Annotated in this window: 18 protein-coding genes; 6 read left to right on the top strand and 12 right to left on the bottom strand. The window is 68.7% G+C overall.

Annotated elements, in window-relative coordinates:
* Window positions 1–254 precede the first annotated feature (254 nt).
* The 3 genes from PGN16_RS14480 (at window position 255) to PGN16_RS14470 (ending at window position 3,878) form a co-directional block, all read left to right on the top strand.
* On the top strand, window positions 255–1,823 hold the full coding sequence (locus PGN16_RS14480; RefSeq protein WP_335310079.1) for a GGDEF domain-containing protein: 1,569 nt from the start codon (window positions 255–257) through the stop codon (window positions 1,821–1,823).
* Window positions 1,824–1,904: 81 nt separating this feature from the next.
* A complete protein-coding gene (locus PGN16_RS14475; protein WP_335310078.1) occupies window positions 1,905–2,129 on the top strand; it encodes a hypothetical protein in 225 nt (74 codons plus the stop codon).
* Window positions 2,130–2,168: 39 nt separating this feature from the next.
* On the top strand, window positions 2,169–3,878 hold the full coding sequence (locus tag PGN16_RS14470) for a long-chain-fatty-acid--CoA ligase (RefSeq protein ID WP_335310077.1): 1,710 nt from the start codon (window positions 2,169–2,171) through the stop codon (window positions 3,876–3,878).
* A 133-nt stretch (window positions 3,879–4,011) separates the two neighbouring features.
* Here the strand turns inward: PGN16_RS14470 and pal are convergent, their stop codons facing one another.
* The 11 genes from pal to PGN16_RS14415 all read right to left on the bottom strand — a co-directional run bounded on the left by pal (window position 4,012) and on the right by PGN16_RS14415 (window position 15,409).
* Window positions 4,012–4,533, bottom strand: a complete 522-nt coding sequence (gene pal / locus PGN16_RS14465) for a peptidoglycan-associated lipoprotein Pal (RefSeq protein ID WP_335310076.1) — start codon at window positions 4,531–4,533, stop codon at window positions 4,012–4,014.
* A 31-nt stretch (window positions 4,534–4,564) separates the two neighbouring features.
* The gene (gene tolB / locus PGN16_RS14460; RefSeq protein ID WP_335310075.1) at window positions 4,565–5,944 is read right to left on the bottom strand and encodes a Tol-Pal system beta propeller repeat protein TolB; all 1,380 of its coding nucleotides are present in this window, start codon (window positions 5,942–5,944) and stop codon (window positions 4,565–4,567) included.
* Window positions 5,944–6,915 (bottom strand): cell envelope biogenesis protein TolA, encoded by a 972-nt coding sequence (locus PGN16_RS14455; RefSeq protein WP_335310074.1) that lies wholly within the window; start codon window positions 6,913–6,915, stop codon window positions 5,944–5,946. The genes tolB and PGN16_RS14455 overlap by 1 nt, the downstream gene beginning before the upstream one ends.
* A 1-nt stretch (window position 6,916) precedes the next feature.
* Window positions 6,917–7,348 (bottom strand): protein TolR, encoded by a 432-nt coding sequence (gene tolR, locus PGN16_RS14450; RefSeq protein ID WP_335310073.1) that lies wholly within the window; start codon window positions 7,346–7,348, stop codon window positions 6,917–6,919.
* Window positions 7,348–8,040 (bottom strand): protein TolQ, encoded by a 693-nt coding sequence (tolQ, locus tag PGN16_RS14445; protein WP_335310072.1) that lies wholly within the window; start codon window positions 8,038–8,040, stop codon window positions 7,348–7,350. Before tolQ ends, tolR begins: the two co-directional genes overlap by 1 nt.
* On the bottom strand, window positions 8,037–8,498 hold the full coding sequence (locus PGN16_RS14440) for a YbgC/FadM family acyl-CoA thioesterase (RefSeq protein WP_335310071.1): 462 nt from the start codon (window positions 8,496–8,498) through the stop codon (window positions 8,037–8,039). Before PGN16_RS14440 ends, tolQ begins: the two co-directional genes overlap by 4 nt.
* Window positions 8,499–8,655: 157 nt before the next feature.
* Entirely contained in the window at window positions 8,656–9,723 is a 1,068-nt protein-coding gene (locus PGN16_RS14435; RefSeq protein ID WP_335310070.1) for a PLP-dependent cysteine synthase family protein, read from the bottom strand.
* Window positions 9,720–10,205 (bottom strand): asparaginase domain-containing protein, encoded by a 486-nt coding sequence (locus PGN16_RS14430; RefSeq protein ID WP_335310069.1) that lies wholly within the window; start codon window positions 10,203–10,205, stop codon window positions 9,720–9,722. The genes PGN16_RS14435 and PGN16_RS14430 overlap by 4 nt, the downstream gene beginning before the upstream one ends.
* Entirely contained in the window at window positions 10,202–12,238 is a 2,037-nt protein-coding gene (locus PGN16_RS14425) for a M3 family metallopeptidase (RefSeq protein WP_335310068.1), read from the bottom strand. Before PGN16_RS14425 ends, PGN16_RS14430 begins: the two co-directional genes overlap by 4 nt.
* A 331-nt stretch (window positions 12,239–12,569) precedes the next feature.
* Window positions 12,570–13,856 (bottom strand): MFS transporter, encoded by a 1,287-nt coding sequence (locus PGN16_RS14420; RefSeq protein WP_335310067.1) that lies wholly within the window; start codon window positions 13,854–13,856, stop codon window positions 12,570–12,572.
* Between the two features lie 20 nt (window positions 13,857–13,876).
* Complete coding sequence (locus PGN16_RS14415) at window positions 13,877–15,409, bottom strand: alginate export family protein (RefSeq protein WP_335310066.1); 1,533 nt, start codon at window positions 15,407–15,409, stop codon at window positions 13,877–13,879.
* Window positions 15,410–15,601: 192 nt separating this feature from the next.
* Here PGN16_RS14415 and PGN16_RS14410 point away from each other — a divergent pair, with 192 nt between their 5' ends.
* From PGN16_RS14410 to PGN16_RS14400, 3 genes are read left to right on the top strand one after another with little or no spacing between them, the layout of a single operon-like run.
* Window positions 15,602–17,332 (top strand): sensor histidine kinase, encoded by a 1,731-nt coding sequence (locus tag PGN16_RS14410; RefSeq protein WP_335310065.1) that lies wholly within the window; start codon window positions 15,602–15,604, stop codon window positions 17,330–17,332.
* Window positions 17,329–18,660 carry a sigma-54-dependent transcriptional regulator gene (locus tag PGN16_RS14405; protein WP_335310064.1) on the top strand — a complete coding sequence of 444 codons (1,332 nt, stop codon included), beginning with the start codon at window positions 17,329–17,331 and terminating at the stop codon, window positions 18,658–18,660. Before PGN16_RS14410 ends, PGN16_RS14405 begins: the two co-directional genes overlap by 4 nt.
* A gap of 5 nt (window positions 18,661–18,665) precedes the next feature.
* The gene (locus PGN16_RS14400) at window positions 18,666–19,610 is read left to right on the top strand and encodes a M48 family metallopeptidase (RefSeq protein ID WP_335310063.1); all 945 of its coding nucleotides are present in this window, start codon (window positions 18,666–18,668) and stop codon (window positions 19,608–19,610) included.
* Window positions 19,611–19,770: 160 nt separating this feature from the next.
* Here the strand turns inward: PGN16_RS14400 and hemA are convergent, their stop codons facing one another.
* Window positions 19,771–21,015, bottom strand: a complete 1,245-nt coding sequence (gene hemA / locus PGN16_RS14395; RefSeq protein WP_335310062.1) for a 5-aminolevulinate synthase — start codon at window positions 21,013–21,015, stop codon at window positions 19,771–19,773.
* Between the last annotated feature and the right edge of the window lie 149 nt (window positions 21,016–21,164).

Below are 21,164 nucleotides of genomic sequence, written 5' to 3'. Positions count from 1 at the left end.
CCCGTTAACCATTTTGCGTCGACTCCGCCCCCATCACCCCGTCTGAAGCCGGGCTCTTCCGCCGCCGCACGTCGTGTCCGGGATAGCGACACGCCTGCGATCTTCACGGTTCCGGCGACCGCGTTAACCTTCTGTTTGCCATTCCTCTTTAGCCTCGGCGCATGACCGGGGGGTTCATCCGTCGGGTCGCGGCGGTTTGCGCCGTGATCCTCATGTCGCTGGCGACGGCGCCGGCGGCCTCCGCACGCACCGACATGCTCCTGCATACCTGCTTCCGTGCCGCCGTGGATGGCGACCGCGCCGAACGGCTGTTCGGTGCGAAGGCGGGCTTCGATTGCCGGCATTCGCAACGTAGCGCGCCGCCGGGCGACTATTGGGTCCGATCGGAGCGGCTGCCCATCGTCGAACCGGGCGTCGCGGTGCGATCGGGCAGCCTGTGGCAGGATCGCGTCACCCTCTACGTCCGCTATGCCGACGGCTCGATCCGCTCGGTCGGCTTCACCAGCGCGACCGCGTGGCGCTATCTCGAACTGGGCGCCGCGTTCGAACTTCCGCTCCCCGCCGCCGCGGCGCGCCCGGTCCAGTTGCTCTGGCACGTTAAGGGCGCGGCGAACCTGCGCGGGCTGGTGCTTCAGCCGCAATTGCTCTCACCCGACATCTCGCATCGCTACGCCTTGCAGTTGACCGCCTTCTACGCCGGCTTCGTCGGGCTGGCGGGTGCGCTGCTGATCTTCAACATCGCGCTGGCCGCCGCGCTTCGGCAGCGTTTTCATCTGCCCTATTGCGCGATGGTGCTGTTCCTGATCGGCTATGCCGCGAGCAGTTCGGGGTTGCTCGGGCAATTGACCGGGCTGGACAACAACCTGCGGCTGCGCCTCAACGTGCTGCTGCTCGCCGCCACGTTATGCAGCGCGCTTCTGTTCGCGCGACGCTTCTTCGCACCACAGGTGACGCGCGGCTGGCTGCGGCCCACGATGGACGTGACCACCGGAGCGCTCCTCGCCGCCTCGCTGGCCTATGTCGTGCTCATGCCCATCCAGGAACGGATGCTGGATCGCGCGTTGACGCTGACCTTCCTGGGGACGTTACTGCTCACCCTGCCGCTGCTCTGGCGCGGCTGGTACGCACGCGATCGCTATGCGCGCGCATTCGCGATCGCCTGGGCGTTGCCGCTGCTCACCGCCACCGCGCGCGTGTTGCAGGCACTCGGGGTCGTGCCGTGGAACTTCTGGATCGACAATTCGACGCTGATCGCGATGGTGCTGGAGGCGTGCTGCAGCGCGCTGGCGATCGCCTGGCGGATCAAGCAACTGGGCGAGGAGCGCGATCAGGCGCGCGAGCAGGAGATGCTGGCGCGGCTGCTGGCGGACAGCGATCCGCTGACCGGGCTGATGAACCGCCGCAGCTTCCTGCGCGAGGCGATCGGGCGCGCCGATCGCCATGTGCTGGTGCTGGTCGACATCGATCATTTCAAGCGCGTCAACGAAACGCTGGGGCATGACGGGGGCGATCAGGTGCTGCGCGTGTTCGCCGATGCCCTGCGGCAGGCAGTCCCCGCCGACGCGTTGATCGCACGGATCGGCGGCGAGGAATTCGCGGTGCTCGCGCCCGGGGCGGCGACCATGATGCCCGAGACGATCCTGACGCAGATCCGCGCCGCGGCGATGCCGTTCGATCTCGCGGTCACCGCCTCGCTGGGCAGCGAATGCGGCACGATCGTCGACGAGGCCGAATGGAAGCGCCTCTATCGCCGCGCCGACGACGCGCTGTTCGCCGCCAAACGCGCCGGTCGCGATCGCTTGCGCTGGGCAGAGGCGGCGTAGTCCCGCGTCCCGGCCGACGATCCCGCTGCCGTGCCTTCCCCATCCATGCTATGATCCCGGCGGTCTAAGAGGGACGCCATCATGTCGCCATCACCCGATTATCGCCGTCGTCGCGCAGCCGTCATCGCGCTGGGCGCGCTGATGCTGATCGGCACCGGTCACCGCACGCCGATGATCGGCACGTTCTCGATCTCGATCGACCGCCAGAGCGCGACGGTCGATGCCGATTGGGCGCCGCCGGTGGCGTCGGCGATCGCCGGCATCGGACAGGCGGTGGGCGTGATCGGGACGCTGTTCCAACGCTGACCGCTTGCGCGCCACGGTTTGTTGCTTACAACCATGTCAATGACTGGAGAGCATGCCTGGCGCACCGCCTATCGCCATCCCGTGGCCTGGGATTCGGACTATCCGCCGCTGTCGATGCCGGCGTTGTTCGAGGCATCCGCCACTCGTCACGCCGGCCGCCGCGCGATCGACTTCCTCGGGCGTCATTATAGCTATGCCGAACTCGCCGACGGTGTCCGCCGCGTCGCGACCGGGCTGGCAGCGCTCGGCTATGGCAAGGGCGACCGCGTCGGGCTCTTCCTCCCCAACGTTCCGCATTATCTTGCCGCCTATTACGGCGCGCTGCGGCTCGGCGCGACGGTCGTCAACTTCTCGCCGCTCTATTCGGTCGAGGAATTGTGTCATCAGGTCGAGGATTCGGGGACGCGCGTGCTGTTCACCGTCTCGGCCAGCGCGCTGCTGCCGACCGCGCTGAAGGTGCTGGAGAAGAGCGGGCTGGAACGGCTGGTGGTCGGGTCGGTCGCCGGCGTCCTGCCGCCCGCCAAGTCGATCGCCTATCGCCTGTTCAAGCGTGCCGAAACCACCCCGCGCCCCGACGACCCGCGCGTCATCGCCTTCTCGAAGCTGATCGCCAACGACGGCGCGCTTCCCCCGCCCGCGATCGACCCGGAACGCGACGTGGCGCTGATCCAGTACACCGGCGGCACCACCGGCGTGCCGAAAGGCGCGATGCTCACCCACGCCAACGTCAGCGCCAACGCCCGGCAGGTGTCGCAGCTCGATCCGCATCCGGAGGCGTGCGACCGCATCCTCGGGGTGCTGCCGCTGTTCCACGTCTTCGCCAACACCTGCGTCATGAACCGCACGATCGTCACCGGCGGTGAGATGGTGCTGCTGCCGCGCTTCGATGCCGGGCAGGCGCTGGCGACGATCACGCGCACCAAGCCGACGTCGCTCCCCGGCGTCCCGACCATGTACCAGGCGCTGCTCGACCATCCGAAGCTGGCGCAGACCGACTTCGCGTCGCTGCGCGTCTGCATCTCCGGCGGCGCGCCGCTCAATGCCGAGCTGAAGGCACGCTGGGAGGCGGCGACGCACTCCACGCTGATCGAGGGCTATGGCCTGTCGGAGAGCACCGGCGTGCTCACCACCAACCCCTATGAGGGCGGGCAGAAGGCCGGCACGATCGGCCAACCGATCCCCGCGACGCGGCTGCGGCTGGTCGACAAGGAAGACGCCACGCGCCCCGCTCCGGAAGGACAGCCCGGCGAGATCGTCGCGCTCGGACCGCAGATCATGGCGGGTTACTGGAACCGCCCCGACGCCGACGAGACCACTTTCGCGGTCGATGCGGAGGGGCGCAAATGGCTGCGCACCGGCGATGTCGGGACGATCGACGACGACGGCTTCATCGCGATCGTCGACCGGCTGAAGGACATGATCTCGGTCGGCGGGTTCAAGGTCTTCCCCAGCCAGATCGAGGCGATCCTGTATCATCATCCAATGGTGCGCGAGGCGCTGGTGATCGGTCTGCCCGATCCGTACCGCGGCGAGGTCCCGCGCGCCTATGTCACCCTCAACGAGGGCATGGAAGCCGAGGGCGCAGCGCTGGCCGCATGGCTCAACCCGCAACTCGGCAAGCACGAGCGCGTCGACCGCGTGGTGGTGCGCGCGACCATGCCGAAGACGATGATCGGCAAGCTGAGCCGCAAGGACCTGATCGCGGAGGTCAAGGCCGAGATGGAGAACCCGCCGATCACGCCGGCGTAATACTCCATAAGCCCTCTCCCCTTTGGGGAGAGGGTTGGGTGAGGGGCTGGTGTCTCACCGAGACGGACCTCTCTGCGAGGCTCCAACCCCTCACCCCGACCCTCTCCCCGGAGGGGAGAGGGAGAGGCAGCCATCACCCCCCGACGACCACCGTCACCGCACGGCGGTTCTGCGCCCAGCTCTGCTCGTCCGAGCCCAGCGCGACCGGGCGTTCCTTGCCATAGCTGATCACGCTGATCCGCGACGGCGCGATCCCGCGTGCCGCAAGATAGTTCTTCGCCGCATTGGCGCGACGATCGCCCAGCGCGAGATTGTACTCGCGCGTCCCGCGCTCGTCGGCATGGCCTTCGATCGTGATCGTCACGTTGTTGTAGCGCTGCAACCACTCGGCCTGCGAATCGAGGATGCCGCGCGCGGTGGCGTCGATGTCATATTGATCGAGCCCAAACAGCACGGTGTCGCCCTGCGTCGAGCGCTTGAAATCGGCTGCCGAGCCCGGCGTGACGCCGCCATTGGGATCGACCGGGCCGGTCGACGTCGTCGGCGCAGGCGCGGCGCCCGGTGCCGGCGGCAGCACCTCGGGGCGCTTCTTGGAACAGGCGGCGGTGGCGACCAGCGCGGTCGCCATCAGCAGGGTGGTGGTCAGACGGGCCATCGAGTGTCTCCTCTATGATCGTTCGTAATAGTTACGGACGAAGCGGGCCCCAGGCGGGGTCCGATCCGTCGAGCGGGGTGGGCACGCGGCGTTCGTTGACCCCGGTCAGGTCGACCGACCACAGATCGGCCTTGCCGGCGTTGCCGCGCCCTTGGCGGAAGAACATCAGCACACGCCCGTTCGGGCTCCAAGAGGGACCTTCGTCCTGCCAGCTGTTGGTGAGCAATTTCTCGCCCTGCCCGCTCGGGCTCATGATCCCGATCCGGAACGCGCCCTGGATCTTGGTGAAGGCGATCAGGTCGCCGCGCGGGCTCCACACCGGGGTGGCGTAGCGCCCGCCGCCGAAGCTGATCCGCTGCTGGTTCGATCCGTCGGCGTTCATGACGTAGAGTTGCTGCCCGCCCGACCGGTCGCTTTCGAACACGATCTTCGACCCGTCGGGCGAATAGCTGCCGCCGGTGTCGATCCCCGGCGAGGTCGTCAGCCGCTGCGGCGTGCCGCCCGACGCCGGGACGCGATAGAGGTCGGTGTTCCCGGCCTGCGCCATCGAGAACAGGATGTAGCGGCCATCCGGCGAGAAGCGCGGCGCGAAGGTGGTCGCGACGTTCTGCACCACCAGCCGCTGCCGCCCCGAACCGAGATCGTAGACATAGATCGCCGGCGTCTTGCCGACATAGCTCATGTACACGATCGACTGCTGGTTGGGCGCGAAGCGCGGGGTCAGCACGATCGACGAGCCGGTGGTCAGGAAGCGGCTGTTCGCGCCGTCCTGGTCCATGATCGCCAGCCGCTTGATGCGGTTCGCCTTCGGCCCGGTCTCGCTGACGTAAACGACACGGCTGTCGAAATACGCGCCCTCGCCGGTCAGCCGGGTGTAGACCATGTCGGCGCACTTATGGCCCGCACGCCGCCAGTCGGACGGCGGGACCACGAAGCCCTGCCGCGTGAGCTGCGTCTGCGCCGACACGTCGTACAGATAGCAGCCGACCGTCAGCGTGCCGTCGCCATTCGCGCGGATATAGCCCTGCACCAGCGCCTGCGCGCCCGAGCCCGACCAGTAGTCGAACGCCGGCGCGGTCACTTCCGGGAAGCCGATCGCGCGCATCCGCCCGGGCGCGAGCGGGGTGAACAGCCCCGAATTGCGCAGGTCGTTGCTGACGATCTCTGCCAGTTGCCGCCCGAGCTGGTCGGTCGAGCCGGCGGCGGTCTGCACCACCGCCTGCGTCGGCATCGGCGGGATCGCGATCGGCATCGGCGCGGAGATGCCGCCGGTAACGTCGACCTCCAGCGGCGGCGGTGTCTGCCCGGCCGGGGCCGCGCCGGGGTCGAGCGGCGCCGCGGGGGGCGGCACCTGCTGCGCCAGCGCAGGGGTGGAGACGAGCGTGGCGAGGAGGAGCAGCCGGAGTCGCATCACCGCAGTTTCCAATTATAGTTGATGTTGCTCCACCCCCCATTGGCGGTGGAATAATATTCTGCCGGCAATTTCAGCGGCGAACAGCCCTTGAATGCCGCAATCCCCAGATCGACGACCCGCCGGGCGTAGCGGCGGTTGTCGTCGTCGACGCCATTCTGGCGCACCACGGTCGGCGTCGCCGACAGCGTGCCGTCGCGGTTGAGCCGCAGGTTGAGCGTCGTGACGATCTGGTTCGCGCCGGGGCCGGGATCGACCTGCCGGTCGGCGCACGGCTGAATTTGCCGCGCGATCGCCTGCTGGATCGCCGCCAGCGCCTTGCCGTCGACGCGCGCGGCGGACGGTGGCGCGTCATTGGGCTTGGCGTCGCTCTTCTCGGCGGTCAGCCCCTTGAGAAAGTCGCTGCCCAGCCGGCTGCCGCGCGGCTTCTCGCCCTTGGCGGTCTCGGTCTTGCCCTTGCCCTTCGAGGCGGCGGGCGCGGCCGAGGACTTGCTCGACGCCGCGGCGCTCTCCTGCTTCTTGGGTGCGGGCTTGGCCGCGGCCTTCTCCGCCGCAGGCGGCGCGGGCTTGGGCTTCGGCTGCGGCTTGGGGACCGGCTTCGGCGCGGGCGCGGGCTTGGGGGCAGGTTTCGGCGGGGCCGGCTTGGGCGGCGCGGGTTTCGCGACCGGCTTGGGCTCGGGCTGCGGTGCGGGCTCGGGGACCGGCGCGGGCACGGGCTGCGGCGGGGCCTCGGCGGGCGGCGGCGCTTCCTCGGGCTCGCCGACATCAGGCGCGACCGCCTGCGACGGCGCCTCGGTCTGCTGCGGCGCGGCCGACTCCAGCGCGACGTCCTTGACGAGGCTGACCTCGACCGGGTTCTGCTTCAGCTTGACCGGATTGGGCGTAGCGAGAAAGCCGACCGACAGCACGCCGAACAGCAGGACGTGTCCCGCTACGGCCAGCCCCAGTCCGATCTTCTCACCACGCTCCACGTTATTCCTCGCCGACCGTCACCAGCGCGACGCGGTTCAGGCCCGCCCGGTTCAGCTCGCCCATCACGCGCATCACGCGCCCGTAATCCAGCCCGCGATCGGCGCGCAGGAACACCTGCGGCGGCTCATTGCCCTTCGCGGTTTCGGCGATCGTGGCGAGCCGCGCCGGCAGCGCGTCGGACGCGACCTCTTCCTTGGCGATGAAGATCCGCCCTTGTTCGTCGAGCGAGATTTCGGTCGGCTGCTGCTCCTGATCGAGCGGCTTGGCGCGGCTGTCGGGCAGGTTCACCGGCACGCCCTGCGTCAACAGCGGCGCGGTGACCATGAAGATGATCAGCAGCACCAGCATCACGTCGACCAGCGGCGTAACGTTGATCTCCGCCATCGGCGCGCGGCGGCCCTTGCCCCGCGCGGAAGGCAAATGCATCGCCATCAGCGTTCGCCGTCGAGCTGCCGCGACAGCGTGGCGTGGAAACCGTCGGCGAAGCGGTTCAGCCGCGCCTCGATGCGGTTGATGGCATGGCTGAAGCGGTTGTACGCGATCACCGCCGGGATCGCCGCGAACAGCCCGATCGCGGTCGCGAACAGCGCCTCGGCGATGCCGGGGGCGACGACCGACAGGCTGGTGTTCTGCTGGCTGGCGATCGCGGTGAAGCTGCGCATGATCCCCCAGACGGTGCCGAACAGCCCGACGAACGGCGCGACCGAGCCGACCGTCGCCAGCACGTTGAGCCGATCCGACAGCTGGTCGATCTCGCGCGCCACCGCCGAGCCCATCACGGTCGCCAGCCGGTCGCGCGTGCCCTCGCGATCGATCTTCTGCCCCTGCGTCGAGCGCCGCCATTCGGTGACGCCGGCGTTCAGCACGCGCGCGGAGGGCAGATCGGTATGCGTCTGCGACTTGTAGAAGGCGTCGATATCCTCGGCCTTCCAGAAGTCGCGCTCGAACGCCTCGGTGCGCTGGCGCGTGCGGCCCAGCTTCAGCCAGAAGCCGATGATGATCGCCCAGGTCCAGATGCTGGCGAGCAGCAGCCCCAGCATCACCGCCTTGACCACCCAGTCGGCCTGCAGGAACAGCGCGATCGGCGACAGCGTGGCCGCGTCGGTCTGCAAAATCGGATTCACGGTGTCTCTTCCCCCAATGACGCGAGGCGGCGGAATGTGTCGACCCAGCCGGCGGGTTGACGACGCGGACGCCCGTCGGGGCCGACCAGCGCCGCGGTCACCGTGGCGTCCGCCAGCATTTCCGCCCCACGCCTGACTGTCTGATGAATGACGACGCTCGCGGCGCGGATGCGGGTCACGCGGCTTTCGATCAGCAGCGCGTCGTCGAGCTTGGCGGGCGCACGATATTTGATCGTCAGGTCGGTGATCGCATAGGCACCGCCGCCGCTTTCGAAGGTCGCGCGCTGGTCGATCCCGCCGACGCGCAGCATGTCCGACCGCGCGCGCTCCAGATAGCGCAGGTAATTGGCGTGATAGACCACGCCCGACAGGTCGGTATCCTCGAAATAGACGCGCAGCGCGAAGAGGTGGCTGTTCCCCTCGAAACGTCCCTGCGCGGGTTGATCCACCGCCGTCATGGCAGGGCTGTTAACCGATGGGGCGGGCGCGGGGAAGCGGTAATGGCTGCCGGTTGATGTGGGTCCGGGGGTTTCCAGCTACTCCATCCCGTCATCCCGGACTTGATCCGGGATCCCGCTTCTTGCCCCGGTCGGAAAGAAGAAGCGGGGCCCCGGATCAAGTCCGGGGCGACGGAGGGGACAACAACCCCGCCATCTCCGCCTCCGCCCGCTCCCACGCCAGCCCGCTCTCCGCCAGCCACGCCGGATCGTGGTACGTACACCCGTAGCGATCGCCGCCATCGCACAGCAACGTCACGATGCTCCCGCGCTCCCCACGCGCCGCCATCTCGCGGATCAGCTGCGCGCACGCCCACAGGTTCGTCCCCGTCGACCCGCCGACCCGCCGCCCCAGCACCTGCCCCAGCGCCCGCATCGCGCCGAGGCTGTCGCCGTCCTCGACCGCGATCATCCGGTCGATCACGCCCGGCACGAAGCTCGGCTCGACGCGCGGTCGCCCGATGCCCTCGATCCGCGACGCGCAGCCCTCGGGCAGCGCCACTGCCGCCCGATCGGCATAATGACGATGGAAGATCGAATTGACCGGATCGGCGACGCACAATTGCGTCGCGTAACGGCGATAGCGGATGAAGCGCCCGATCGTCGCGGAAGTGCCGCCGGTCCCCGCGCCGCAGACGATCCACGCCGGAACCGGATGCTCCTCCTCCGCCATCTGCGCGAAGATGCTCTCGGCGATATTGTTGTTGCCGCGCCAGTCGGTGGCGCGCTCGGCATAGGTGAACTGGTCGAGATAATGCCCGCCGGTCTCACGCGCGAGCCGCTGCGCGACGTCATAGACGCTGCGCGGGTCGTCGACCGCGTGAATCTCGCCACCATGAAAACGGATCGCGTCGAGCTTCGGCGCGGCGGTGGCGGCGGGGACGACCGCGATGAAGCGCAAGCCCAGCATCTTGGCGAAATAGGCCTCGCTGACCGCGGTCGACCCCGACGACGCCTCGATCACGCAGGTGTCCGGCCCGATCCACTCGTTGCACAGTGCATAGAGGAACAGCGAGCGCGCCAGCCGGTGCTTGAGGCTGCCGGTCGGGTGGCTGCTCTCATCCTTCAGGTACAGCTGGATACCGTCATGATGCGGCAGATCGACCTGGATCAGATGCGTGTCGGCGCTGCGGTTGTAATCCGCCTCGATCCGCCGGATCGCCTCCGCCAGCCAGTCGCGCGTCATTCGACGGCGACGAAGCTGTTGATCGAGCGATCCTTGCGCACCTTGGTCCCATCGAAGATCGTGCCGTTCATCGCGATCCACACGCCCGGTCCGGCGACCTGCGCGGTGGCGAACGCCATGCCGAGGTTGAACGACGCATCGCTCTCCGCGAACCGCGCCGGGGCGAGCGCGCCGACCAGCACGATCGTCTTGTCGGTCCGGCCCGCCAGCACCTTCGCGGTGTCGGTCATCGTATCGGTGCCGTGCGTGATGACGATCCACCGCTCGGGCGCGTCCGCCACCGCCTGCGCGATCGCCGCGCGATCGTCGTCGGTCAGCTCGAGGCTGTCCTTGCGCAACAGCTCCTGCACGCGGAACGGCAAAGCGACGCGCGCGGTCCTGAGCAGCCGGTCGACCACGCTGTCGCCGATCTGATATTCGCTGAGTGCATCGAAATAGAGCTTGTCGATCGTCCCGCCGGTGGTGAGGATCAGCACGCTCACTGCGCGTCCTCCAGCAAGCCGTGGCGGACCAGCATCGCGACCGGATCGGCGTCGCGCCCGCGGAACGCGCGGAAGCTCTCCGCCGCTGGGCGCGTCGCACCGCGCGACAACACTTCCTCGCGCAGCGCCGTGCCGGTCGCGCGATCGACGAGCCCGTTCTCGGCGAACCTGCCGAACCCGTCGGCGGCGAGCACCTCGGCCCACAGATAACTGTAATAGCCCGAGGCATAGCCGCCCGCGAAGATATGACTGAACGCGTGCGGGAAACGGTGCCATGCCGGCGGGCGTAGCACCGACACCTCGTCGCGCACCGCCTCGATCACCTCCATCGGGTCGCTGCCGATCGTGCCGAGGTGGAGCAGCAGATCGAACAACGCGAATTCGAGCTGGCGGACGATGAACATCCCCGACTGGAAACGCCGCGCCGCGACCATCCGGTCGAACAGATCGGCCGGCAGCGGCGCGCCGCTCTCGTAATGCCCCGACATCGCGGTCAGCACCGCGCGGTCCCAGGCGAAATCCTCCATCAACTGGCTCGGCAGTTCGACCGCGTCCCACTCGAACCCGCTGGTCCCCGCGATCGACGGCCGGTCGACACGCGTGAACAGATGGTGGAGGCAATGGCCGGTTTCGTGGAGCAAGGTCACGACATCGCTGTGGCTGAGCAGCGACGGCTGCCCCTCGCCCTTTGGCGCGAAATTGCAGACCAGATAGGCGACCGGCACCCGCACGTTATTGCCATCGCGCAGCCGCGGCCGCGCCTGCGCCATCCACGCACCGCCGCGCTTGCCGGGGCGGGCATGGAGGTCGAGGTACAGGCCCGCGAACACCTCACCGCTGTCATCGGCGACGTCGTAATAATGCGCGTCGGGGAGGTAGAGCGGCACCTCGTCGCGCCGCGTCAGCCGCAGTCCGAAGAGTTGGCCGAGCAGCGTCTGCCAGCCGGCGGTGACGCGCTCGACCGGGAAATAGCCGCGCACCTCCTGCTCATCCACCGCATAACGCGCCTGCCGCAGCCGGTTGGCGGCGAACCCCGCGTCCCATGGCTGAAGGTCAGCGATGCCCAGTTCCTCCGCCGCGAACGCCCGCAACGCGTCGAGATCGCGCTGCGCCGCCGGCTTCGCACGCTGGCCGAGGTCGCGCAGGAAGGCCAGCACCTCTCCCGCATTCGGCGCCATCTTGGTTTCCAGCGACAGCGCGACCGGATCGGTGAAGCCGAGCAGCGCCGCCGCCTCGCGGCGCAACTCGAGAATGCGCGCGATCCGCGGGCCATTGTCGTGCGTGCCCGCGTTCGGCCCCTGATCCGACGCGCGCGTGCCATAGGCGCGGTACACGTCGGCGCGCAGGTCGCGATCCTCGGCGAAGGTCAGCACCGCATTGACGCTCGGCTGCTGGAGCGTGACCAGCCAGCCGTCCAGCCCCTTGGCCTGTGCCGCGGCGGCGAACATCGCCTTGTCGGGCGCGGAAATGCCCTTGAGCCGCGCCTCGTCGGTAATGTGGCAGGTCCACGCATCGGTCGCGTCGAGCACCGCGCTGCCGAACTCGGTCGACAGCGCCGACAGCTCGACCGACACCGCCGCGAACCGCTCGCGCTCCGCCGCGTCGAGCGCGACGCCCGCCAGCCGGAAGTCGCGGATCGCATGTTCGACCGCGACGCGATCGGCCTGCGGCAGATCGGCGAAGCCGGGCGACGCCTCCAGCGCGGTCAGCACGTCGTACAGGTCACGGTTCTGCGCCACCGCCATGAAATGCTGGACCAGTTTCTCCTGCCCCGCAGCGTGCGCGGCGCGCAGCTCGGGCGTGTCCGCCACGCCGCGCAGGTGCGACACCGCCGACCAGAGCGCATCCACCCCCGCCTCGGCGCGTTCGAGCGGCAGCCATGCCTGCTCGAACGTCGTCGGCCGGTCGCGCGTGACGATCTCGACCGCCTCGGCATGACGCGCGATCGCGGCGTCGAGCGCGGGGGCGATCGCCTCGGGGGTCAGCGCGGCGAAATCGGGGAGGACGAGCGGGTCGAGCAGCATATCGGTCATGCGCGCCGATGTAGCGATCCGCTGGCGCAAGGGAAACCACCCCGCCCGTCAATCACCGTCGTCCCTGCGCAGGCAGGGACCCATGTCTGTGTCGTGCATCGCCGAGGCTGACACAGTGACGACAACCGTGTGTCAAATGCGCCGCAACATTAGACAGCCATGGGCCCCTGCCTGCGCAGGGGCGACGGATGAGCTTGATCGGTGACCCTGAGATCGACCGCCACCTCCCCCGTCGCCCCGGACTTGATCCGGGGCCCCGCTTTTCTCGGCGACCGGCGAGGGAGAAGCGGGATCCCGGATCAAGTCCGGGATGACGAATGGAGCGAGGTGATCAATCCTCGCTGATCAGGCTGTTCCGCCCGGTGTCGCGCATCCGCAGGTACACCAGCAGCGAAATGCCGATCATCACCGTGACATACCAGTAGAAGCCCTGCTCCCACCCGTGCTTCTTGAAGCTCAGCGCGACATATTCGGCGGTCCCGCCGAACAGCGTGTTGGCCAGCGCATAGGGCAGCGCGACCCCCAAAGCGCGGATATGCGCGGGGAACAGCTCCGCCTTCACCACCGCGTTGATCGACGTATAGCCGGTGACGATGATCAGCGACGCCATCACCAGCAGCCCGGCGGTGACCGGGTCGCGCGTCGCCTCCAGCGCCGAGAAGATCGGATAGGTGAACAGCACCCCCGCGACCCCGAACGCGACCATCAGCGGCTTGCGCCCGATCCGGTCCGACAGCCCGCCCGCGACCGGCTGGAGCAGCATGAAGACGAACAAGGTGACCGCGTTGATCTGCGTCGCGACTTCCTTGGAGAAGCCCGAGGTGTTGACCAGGAACTTCTGCATGTAGATCGAGTAAGCGTAGAAGGCGAGCGTGCCCCCGGCGGTCAGCAGCATCACCAGCGCGGTTTCGCGCGGATGGTTCTTCAGCAGTGCGAGGAACCCCGACTTGGGCGCCTCATTGGCATGGGCGTTCTTGAAGCTCTGCGTCTCGGCCAGCCCGCGGCGCAGGTAGAAGACGACTACCGCGAGGAATGCGCCAACCACGAACGGGATGCGCCAGCCCCATGCTTCCAGCTCGGCCCTGGGCATCACCGATTGCAGGATCAGCAGCACCATGATCGCGAGCAGCTGCCCGGAGATCAGCGTGACATATTGGAACGCCGAGAAGAACCCGCGCCGGTCCTTGCCCGCCATTTCCGACAGATAGGTCGCGCTTGCGCCATATTCGCCGCCGACCGACAGCCCCTGCATCAACCGCGCGAGCACCAGCAGCGCCGGCGCGGCGAGCCCGATCGTCTCATAGCCCGGCGTGCAGGCGATGATCAGCGAGCCGGCGCACATCAGCGTCACCGACAGCGTCAGCCCGGCCTTGCGCCCCTTGCGATCGGCATAGATCCCCATGATCCACGCGCCGATCGGCCGCATCACGAAGCCGACCGCGAACACCGCGGCGGCGCTCAGCAATTGCGCGGTCTGGTCACCCGAGGGAAAGAAGTGCGGGGCGAAATACAGCGTGAACGCCGAATAGACGTACCAATCGAACCATTCGACCAGATTGCCGGTCGATCCTCCGATAATGGATTTCAGTCGATTGTCGGTCGTCGGCGTTCCCGCCATCGCGTCTCTCCCTTTTTATATCAGAACCGGAAACTGACCCAGCCGGCCAGGAAATCCGAATTCTTGAAGCCGGCATTGGCCAGCGCATCCTTGACCATCATATGCTCGTAGCGCCCGGTCAGCGAGATGCGCGGCGTCAGCGCCCATACCGCCTGCAGGCGGATCAGATCGGCGATATGCTTGCCCTCGACGTTCTGCGTGTTGGCGAACGCCGCGCCCGAAGCGCGATACACCGCCTCATTCTCGTTCGGCCGATACGCCATCGTATATTCGCCGGTGACGCGCAGGTTCTTGACCGGCTGCACCGTCACGTTGGGCGAGATCGCGATCAGGTTGGTCGGGGTCAGGAACAGCTGATAGCTGTAATAGATGTTGTTGCCGTACAGCCCGCTGGCGGTGCGCAGGTCACCCTGCCCGCTCACCCCGCCGCCGCCGCTGCCGTAATCGACATGGACGCCGACGCGCGGCGCGCTCGCGGCCTTGCCGACCCGCCACGTCTGGGCGAGAAACGCCTGCCACGCGCTGATCTTGCGGTCGTTGAAGTCGCCGCCCTGATAATTGACCGTCCAGTCGATCGTCGCGCGATCCACATCGCCGTACAGGTGCAGCCCGTAGAACATCCGCTCCTCGCGCGCAGTCTGGCGTCCCCACGCCGCGGCGCGGGTGCGCAGCCGCCAGACGAACGGGTCGAAGAACAGCTTCGACGTGCCGAGGAAGTCGTTCGGCACCGCATAGCCGAAGGTCACGCCGCTGAACCGCCGCGACCCGTCGGTACGATCGTCGCTCAACCCCTCGCGCCCGAAATTGACGAAGCGCAGGTCGAACACGTCGGCGCGCACGCGCTTGCCGCGCGCGTAACCACGCACGCCGTCCAGCACGAAGTGCAGCGTCGGATCGTCACGGACCGAGGTCAACAGGTTGGGACCGTCCGAGAATTCCTGCCGCCCGCCGCGCACGCCGACCTCGGCGCCGCCGATCCGGCCCATCACTTCGCCAAAGCCCTGTTGCAGCGTCAACCGGTTGCTGATGTTCCCTGCCGGGGTGCCGATATTGACCCCGCTCACCCCGGCGTGCGCCAGCTCGCCGTAGAAACGGACATGCTCGCCCAGATGCAGGTCCGCACCGGCATAGACGCGCGTCCGGTCCTGCCGCTGCGCCGCGCGGTCGCGCAGGTCCGGGTTGGTGGTCTCCTGCACGCGGAAACGGAACTCGCCCGACAACGTCAGATAGACGTCGCCGTCGGCCGTCAGCGGCAGGAACTTGAGCCGGTCGAGCGGATCGTCGCGCTTCGCCGGATCGCGCATCGACCGCCAGTCCTCGGCCCAGCGCGAGACATTGTACTTGCCCGAAACGGTGCCCTCGCCATTGCCGATCGCCGGATAGCCGACCACCGACGGGGTGGCGGGCGATTCCTTGGTGCCGGTGACCTGCGCGGTGGCGGCCGGATCGGCGAGCGCGGGAGTCGCGACGAGCGCCGACGCGCCGAGCAGCAGCGCGCGAAGCGTCGCGCCCCGCGCCACCTTCGCCTGTGCGCCATTCAAATTGCTGTACATTCGGTCCTCTCTCGCCGTCTTCCCCGGCTTGCGCACAGCATGACGTGCCCAGGCGGGATCGCAAAAATCAGCGGGGCGGTATGCTAAAAACATGAAAACACTCGTAACTTTTTGGAAACCTTGCGGCAGATCAGGGGGCCGCGGGCGAAATCCCGCGTGACTTCATCGACGGCATTGCAATATCCTGCACGCATGTCGCCCGCGCGTCTTCCCTTGCGGCTGATCGTGCCCGCGATCGTGGTCGCGCTGACGCTGCTCTTCTACCTGCTGGTCGCCCCCTGGACCGCGGCGCGCGCACGCGAAGAGGCGCGTGCGGCGGCGCTCGGCACCGCGCGCCAGCAGGCGCGGCTGCTCGACAGCGAGCTGAACAAATATCGCCTGCTCCCGATCGTGCTCAGCGAATACAGCGACTTGCGTGACGCGCTCGCCGGCGGGACCGGGGCGGACGCGGCGCGGCGACTCGACCGCAAGCTCGCCCCGCTCGCACAGCGCACCGGCGCGGCGGTGATCTATGCGATCGACGCGCGCGGCATGACCGTCGCCGCCTCGAACGCCGCGCAGCCGGAAAGTTTCGTCGGCCATCTCTATCGCTTTCGCCCTTATTACCGGCTGGCGATGCGCGACGGCAGCGCCGAATATTTCGCGCTCGGCAATGTCAGCGGGCGACCGGGGCTGTTCCTCAGCCGCCGCATCGATGGCCCGCGCGGCCCGGCGGGCGTGGTGGTGGTGAAGGTCGAGTTCGACGCGGTGACGCGCGTCTGGGCCAACGATCCCGGCACCACCCTGCTCGTCGACGCGCGCGGCATCGTCCTCGCCACCACCGACCCGCGCGAGGCGCTGCGCACGCTGCGGCCGCTCTCGCCCGCTACACGCGCCGCGATCCGCGCCAGCGGGCAGTTCGGCGCACAGCCGCTGCCGCTCACCCATGTCCGCCCGGGCGCCGATCCGACCCTGCTGACGGTCGCGACTCCGCTCGACGTGCCCGGCTGGCGATTGGTGCGGGTCGTGCCGATCGCGCGGGCGCTGCGCGAGGCGGCGGGCGTCGCGCGGCTCGCCACCGCGACCTTTGCGCTGGTGCTCCTGTTGCTCGCGGCGCTGGTGCTATGGCGGATCACCCGGCTGACCCGCGCCGCGGCGGTGCGCACGCAGTTGCAGGCCGCCGTGACGGAGCGCACCGCCGCGTTGAGTGCCGAGATGGAGCGCCGCGCCGATGCCGACCAGCGCTTCCGCGCCGCGCGCGAGGAATTGGCGCAGGCCAATCGCCTCGCCTCGCTCGGCTCGATCACAGCGGGACTGGCTCATGAGATCAACCAGCCGGTCGCGACGATCCGCACGCTCGCCGAGAACGCGCAGCACCATCTCGCCGCCGGGCGGAACGATCGCGTGCGCGCGACGCTGGAGAGCGCGGTGGCGCTGACCGCGCGGATCGGCTCGATCACGCAGGAGATGCGCCGCTTCGCGCGCCGCGGCAGCGGCCGTATCGAGCCGATCGCGCTCGACGAGGTGCTCGACGGCACGCTGTTGCTGGTCGGCGACCGGCTGCGCGGCGCGAACGTGGCGGTCGACTGGCCCGCGCGCGGCCAGCCGGCGGTGATCGCCGGGCGGGTGCGGTTGGAGCAGGTGCTCGTCAACCTGCTCAACAATGCGGTCGATGCGGTGGCGGGGCGCGACGACCCGCACATCGCTGTGCTGGTGGAGGAACGGGAGACATGCGTGGAGCTGATCGTGGCCGATAACGGCAGCGGGATCGACCCGGCGCTGGGCGAGGAGGTGTTCAGCCCGTTCGTCACCGGCAAGCCCGACGGGCTGGGGCTCGGGCTCGGCATCGCGCGCGACATCATGGCGCAGTTCGACGGGACGCTGCGGATCGTGCCCTCGCCGCTGGGCGGCGCGGCGTTCATGGCCTCGGTGAAGCGCGCATGAGCGACTCGCCCGCGAGCGACACGCAGCGCGTCCTGCTGATCGACGATGACGACGGATTGCGCACCGCGCTCGCCGACAGTTTCGCGATCGCCGGGATCGCGGTCGAGCCGTTCGCCGATGCCCGCGCCGCGCTGGCGCAGCTCGGGACCGATTTTCCCGGTGTGGTGGTCAGCGACATAAGAATGCCGCGCATGGACGGCCATGCGCTCGCCGAGGCGATCGCCGCGCGCGACCCCGAACTGCCGGTGATCCTGATGACCGGCCACGGCGACATCGCGACCGCGGTCGCCGCGCTCAAGAAGGGCGCGTGGGACTTCATCGCCAAGCCGTTCGCCGCCGACCATCTGATCGCCAGCGTCCGTCGCGCGCTGGAGGTGCGACGGCTGGTGCTCGAAAACCGCCGGCTGCGCGTCGCCGCCGCCGAGGCCGAAACGCATTATCCGCTGATCGGCGAGACGCCGGTGATGGTGCGGCTGCGCGAGACGATCCGGCAATTGGCCGATGTCGATGTCGACGTGCTGATCGAGGGCGAGACCGGCACCGGCAAGGAGCTGGTCGCGCTGCTGCTCCACCGCTGGAGCCACCGCCGCACGCGCCAGTTCGTCGCGGTCGATTGCGCGGCGCTGCCTGACGCGATCGCCGACGAGGCGCTGTTCGGCAACCGTACCCAGCCCGGCCGTATCGCCGATGCGGATCGCGGCACGCTGTTCCTCGACGAGATCGATAGCATGTCCCCGGCGCTGCAAGGCAAGTTGCTGCGCGTCGTCGAGGAGCGCGAACTGCCGCAAGCGGGGGCGGCACCGCGTGTTGTCAATCTGCGCGTCGTCGCCGCCGCCAAGACCGATCTGTCGGCCGCCGCTACAGAGGGCCGCTTCCGCGCCGACCTGCTCTACCGGCTGGAGACGGTGCGGTTGCGCATCCCGCCCTTGCGCGAGCGCCGCGCCGACGTGCCGCTGCTGTTCGCTTACTTCCTTGGCGAAGCCGCCGAGCGCTTCGGGCGCGAGCGGCCGATGATCGACGCCGCGGTCGAGGCACGGCTGGTCAGCGACGATTGGGCCGGCAACGTCCGCGAGCTGAGGAACTTCGCCGCGCGCGTCGTGCTCGGGGTCGACGGCGGCGCGGCGCACGCCGCCGACCAGCTCCCGCTGTCGGAGCGTGTCGACCGTTTCGAGGCGGCGGCGATCCGCGCCACGCTGGAGCGCGTGCGCGGCGACGTCGGCGCGGCGGCGGCGGAGTTGCAGTTGCCGCGCCGCAGCCTGTACGACCGTATGCAGCGCCACGGCATCGAGCCCGCGGCCTTCCGCCCGACCGCCCGCCCGTCCGAGTAATGCGTATGTTGTTCCGTTTTCTGGCCGTTCTGCTGGCGCTCGTCGCGCTGCCCGCCGCCGCCGCGCCGAGCCTTCTGGAGGTCGACCTGCGGCTCGCGGCGATCGCATGGCGACTGACCACCGCCAACGCACCCCTGTGCCGCGAGCAGCAACCGGTGATCGGCGCGACGCTCCACGCCGCCGACCAATATCCGGCCGAGCTGCGCAGCGCCTTCGCCGCGCCGGTCGCGGTCGAGCTGGTCGTGCCCGGCGCGCCGGCCGCACAGGCCGGGATACTCGCCAACGACGGCGTCACCGCGATCGACGCGCAGCCGCTGCCACCCGCGACGACCGGTGACGCGATGACCAGCGCGACTCGCGACGCCGCCCAGGCACGGATCGCGGCGCTGCCGGTCACCGCACCGATCGCGCTGACCTTGCGCCGCGATGGCGCGGTCCGCGAAGTGACGGTCCAGCCGCGCGCCGGCTGCCGCGTAGAATTCGAGGTGCTGACCGGCAGCAAGCTGGGCGCCTCGTCGGACGGCCATGTCGTGCAGGTCGGCGGCGCACTGTTCGAGCGTTTCGGCGACGATCAGATCGCGGTGGTCGTCGCGCACGAGCTGGCGCATGCGATCCTTCGCCACCGCGTCCGGCTGGAGGCGGCGGGGGTCAAATGGGGGCTGCTCTCCGAATTCGGCCGCAACGCGCGGCTGTTCCGCCAGACCGAGACCGAGGCCGATCTGCTCGGCGCATACCTGCTCCGCAACGCCGGTTGGGATCCGCAGCTCGCGGTGCGCTTCTGGCGCGAATACGGCAGCAAGATCGACGGCGGCATGTTCCACAGCCGCACCCATCCCTCGGCAAAGGACCGCGCGGCAGCGATCGAGCGGGAACTGGCGACGATGCCGAAGGATGCGGCTTTGCCCTACCAGCCACCGCTGCTGGCGCGAAGGGACGAGGGCCTCAACTAACCGTCGCCCCGGCCTTGAGCCGGGGGCCCGCTTCTTCTTTGCCGGAGAATTTGGGCACCCGCGCTACGCCCAAAACGTCATTGCGAGCGCAGCGAAGCAATCCAGGGCGTCCTGATCCGGCCCTGGATTGCTTCGCTGCGCTCGCAATGACGTACGGCCCTCACGCCGCCGCGCGCAACTCCAGCCGATCCCAGATCTCCACCAACGCATCGGTCAGCTCGCGCATCATCGCCTCGCTGTGCGCCGGCCCCGGCGTGAAGCGCAGCCGCTCGGCCCCGCGCGGTACGGTCGGATAATTGATCGGCTGCACGTACACGCCATATTCGGCGAGCAGGATGTCGCTGATCTTCTTGGCCTTCACCGGGTCGCCGACCATCACCGGCACGATATGCGTCTCGCCCGCCATCACCGGCAGCCCGGCGTCGCGCAGCATCGCCTTCAGCGTCGCCGCCGCCGCCTGCTGCCCGTCGCGCTCGGCGCTCGACTGCTTGAGGTGCCGCACGCTCGCCAGCACCCCCGCGACCAGCACCGGCGACAGCGAGGTGGTGAAGATGAACCCCGGCGCATAGGAGCGGATCACGTCGACGATCGTGCGATCGGCCGCGATATAACCGCCCATCACCCCGAACGCCTTGCCCAGCGTCCCCTCGATGATCGTCAGCCGGTGCGCGACCCCGTCGCGCTCCGAGATGCCGCCGCCGCGCGGGCCATACATGCCGACCGCATGAACCTCGTCCAGATAGGTCAGCGCATTATACTTGTCGGCGAGGTCGCAAATCGCCGCGATCGGCGCGACATCGCCTTCCATTGAATAGACGCTCTCGAACGCAATCAGCTTCGGCACCGCCGCATCGTCGGCGGCGAGCAGTTCCTCGAGGTGCGCGAGATCGTTGTGCCGGAACACGCGCTTCTCGCATCCCGAATTGCGGATCCCCGCGATCATCGAGGCGTGGTTCAGCTCGTCGGAATAGATGATGCAGCCCGGCAGCACCTTGGCGAGCGTCGACAGCGTCGCCTCGTTCGAGACATAGCCCGAGGTGAACAAGAGCGCCGCCTGCTTGCCGTGCAGGTCGGCCAGCTCGGTTTCGAGATCGACGTGGTAATGCGTGTTGCCGCCGATGTTGCGCGTGCCCCCCGAGCCGGCGCCGACGTCGTGGAGCGCCTCCTCCATCGCCGCGATCACCTTGGGATGCTGGCCCATTGCGAGATAGTCGTTCGAGCACCAGACGGTGATCGGCTTCGGCCCGTTATGCCCGGCGAAGCACCGCGCATTGGGGAACATGCCCTTGTTGCGCAGGATGTCGATGAACACGCGATACCGGCCTTCGGCATGAAGCCGGTCGATCGCCTGGGTGAACACGCGCGAATAATCGACGCCGCGCGCTTCGATGCTCTCCGTCTTCATGGTGCCCGCGATTACTCCCTCCGACCGGCGATGGCCAGCGCAGAACCGCATTCTCTCTGATCGAAAAGGGTGGACAAATTGCCCCACCCCCTTTGCCTTCTCTCGTCATCCCGGACTTGATCCGGGATCCCGCTTCTGTGCGACGTCGA

It is taken from the genome of Sphingomonas phyllosphaerae, assembly GCF_036946485.1.
In the GTDB taxonomy this organism is placed as follows: Bacteria; Pseudomonadota; Alphaproteobacteria; order Sphingomonadales; family Sphingomonadaceae; genus Sphingomonas; species Sphingomonas phyllosphaerae_E.
Note: the sequence above shows the minus strand (reverse complement) of the source record. Positions and strands in the feature narration are given on the sequence as shown.